The sequence below is a fragment of the Mesorhizobium sp. M1A.F.Ca.IN.022.07.1.1 genome (assembly GCF_003997575.1).
Taxonomy (GTDB): domain Bacteria; phylum Pseudomonadota; class Alphaproteobacteria; order Rhizobiales; family Rhizobiaceae; genus Mesorhizobium.
Genome location: NZ_RZST01000544.1, coordinates 1 through 2406, shown reverse-complemented (window position 1 = coordinate 2406; position 2406 = coordinate 1). Strand labels below are relative to the sequence as shown.

Genomic DNA, 2406 nt, shown 5'->3' with positions numbered 1-2406 from the left:
GAACTGTGGGCGCTGTTTGCCGCCAACGGTCAGCCGATCCTGCTTTCCGATGCCCGTGACCGGGCCCTGGCGGGTGCGCTGGAGAACGACCTGACCACGGTCGCCATCCACTGACCCCAACCACTATTTGAATTTGGGGTCGTTGCCTGAATTGGAAAGGGCCGCTCCCGGCGGCCCCTCAAGGTTATATCCCAAAAACCGGGTTTATCCAAAGACCAGCTTCACCCAAACTTCAGGCCGCGTGCGAGGCTTGAGTGTCCGACAGCAGCGCGTGGATCGCCACTGCGTCGCGCGTCCCCCTGATCTTGGCCACCGTATCGCCATCGCGCAGCACGCGCGCGATACGCGACAGCGCCTTAAGATGGTCGGCGCCGGCGCCTTCGGGCGCAAGCAGCAGAAACACCAGGTCGACCGGCTGGTCGTCGAGCGCCTCGAAATCGACCGGCGCCTCCAGCCGGGCGAACACGCCTGCGATCCGCTTGACCCCTGCGAGCTTGCCATGCGGAATGGCGATGCCGTTGCCGACGCCGGTGGAGCCCAGCCGCTCGCGTTGCAGGATGGTGTCGAACACTTCCCGCTCCGGAATGCCTGAAATCGCCGCCGCCCTCTCCGACAGCAATTGCAGAAGCTGTTTTTTGGAATTCGCCTTCAACGCCGGCATGATAGCCGGGACGCTGATGAGATCGCTGAGATCCATGCTTGAAAAATCCCTTGCTCGCCACCGCGCCGGTCGTCCCCCTCGCGCGGCCGGCTTTCTTATCCCTGCGCAACTTTGGTGGTCGACGGATCAATCCAGCCGATGTTTCCATCCGGCCGGCGGTAGACGATATTGACATGGTCGTTTCCGGCGTTGCGGAAGACGAAAACCGGGCTATCCTTGGTATCGAGCTCGATGACGGCAGACGCAACCGACATGGTGCGAAGCGTCACGGTCGATTCGGCGACGATGGCCGGAGCGAAGTTCTCCGGGATTTCCTCTTCGTCGTCGGCGAGCGGCTCCATCACGGCGTAGGCGATGTCGGTGGATTCGCCGTTGCCGTTGCTGGAATTGTGCGACTTCAGCCGGCGCTTGTAGCGCCTGAGCCGCGTTTCGAGGCGATCGGCGGCCGCCTCGAAGGCAAGCGTGGGATCCTGGGCGTCCCCGGTCGCCTGCAGCGAGGCGCCGGAATCGAGGCGGATCATGCAATCGGCCGAGAAGCGCGACCCTGCTTTGATGACCGTTACATGTCCTGAAAAACCCCGATCGAAATATTTTTCAATCGCTTCGTTGACACGATCGTTGATGCGCGTACGGAACGCATCGCCGATGTCCATGTGTTTTCCCGAAATGCGCAGATTCATCTGAAAACTGACCTTCCCTGCTCAGGCTTCAAACTGTCCCAAGTTTATACCCGTGGTGCGCGCGCACAAGCTTTGCGGCGGCACGCGCGCCGATTTTAGACCCGAACTTTCCGGTTGATCACAAGTCGCCTTCTGGCCGTCCGAGGCCTTCGCTTTGACGGAGCCATTCGCGAGGCGGGCATCACGGCCCGGCTCATGCGGGCGGGCTTCTAGACACTTCATTGCAGCTTGTCAATGAAACACGAAAACTGTGAAAAATCGCCATTCCTCAGCTCGGACCAAACTAGGTCAGGCCCGATGAATATCAACTGCCCTATCGCCCGGCGTTGGCCAGCGCCCGCTTCTCCCGGCGCCGCTGCACCGATGAAGGAATGTTCATGCCTTCCCGGTATTTGGCGACCGTGCGGCGGGCGATGTCGACGCCGCTTTCCCGCAGCATGTCGACGATAGCGTCGTCGGAAAGCACATCGGCGGGCTTTTCCTCGTCGATCAGCTGCTTGATGCGGTCACGCACGGCTTCCGACGAATGCGCTTCGCCGCCTTCCGCCGAGGCGATCGAAGCGGTGAAGAAATAGCGCAGCTCGAACACGCCGCGAGGCGTCAGCATGTATTTGTTGGCAGTGACGCGGCTCACCGTCGATTCATGCATGCCGATCGCGTCGGCCACCGTGCGCAGGTTGAGCGGCTTGAGATGCCGCACGCCATGGACGAGGAACGCGTCCTGCTGGCGCACGATTTCCGAAGCCACTTTCAGGATCGTCTTCGCCCGCTGGTCGAGGCTGCGCGTCAGCCAGTTGGCGTTCTGCAGGCATTCGGCCAGAAACTCCTTTTCCGCCTGGTCCTTGGCATGGCCGGAAACCCGGGCGAAATAGACATGATCGACCAAAACTCGCGGCAGCGTGTCGGCGTTGAGCTCCACCGCCCAGCTGCCGTCGGCAGCGGCCCGCACCTCGACGTCGGCAACGATGGCGTCGCTCGCGCCGCCCGAAAACGCGGTGCCGGGACGCGGATCGAGCGCCCGGATCTCGGCCAGCATGTCGAGAAGGTCTTCCTCGTCGACGCCGC

The 2406-nt window shown here is 62.2% G+C and carries 4 protein-coding genes; 1 reads left to right on the top strand and 3 read right to left on the bottom strand.

What is annotated here, in order from left to right; translation table 11 throughout:
• Positions 1-114, top strand: a 114-nt coding sequence (locus EOA75_RS31900) for a DUF1150 family protein (RefSeq protein ID WP_127326074.1), incomplete at its 5' end; no start/stop codon positions are given.
• Positions 115-232: 118 nt separating this feature from the next.
• Here the strand turns inward: EOA75_RS31900 and ptsN are convergent.
• The 3 genes from ptsN to EOA75_RS31885 all read right to left on the bottom strand — a co-directional run.
• Positions 233-697, bottom strand: coding sequence for a PTS IIA-like nitrogen regulatory protein PtsN (gene ptsN, locus EOA75_RS31895; RefSeq protein WP_067004043.1), 465 nt, complete (start codon positions 695-697; stop codon positions 233-235).
• A 59-nt stretch (positions 698-756) separates the two neighbouring features.
• On the bottom strand, positions 757-1341 hold the full coding sequence (gene raiA / locus EOA75_RS31890) for a ribosome-associated translation inhibitor RaiA (RefSeq protein WP_067004045.1): 585 nt from the start codon (positions 1339-1341) through the stop codon (positions 757-759).
• 313 nt (positions 1342-1654) lie between these two features.
• Positions 1655-2406, bottom strand: a 752-nt coding sequence (locus tag EOA75_RS31885; protein WP_164747717.1) for an RNA polymerase sigma-54 factor, incomplete at its 5' end; no start/stop codon positions are given.

Coding starts and splice junctions, on each gene's coding strand:
- ptsN (WP_067004043.1), bottom strand. CDS start 697: ATGGATCTCAGCGATCTCATCAGCGTCCCGGCTATCATGCCGGCGTTG.
- raiA (WP_067004045.1), bottom strand. CDS start 1,341: ATGAATCTGCGCATTTCGGGAAAACACATGGACATCGGCGATGCGTTC.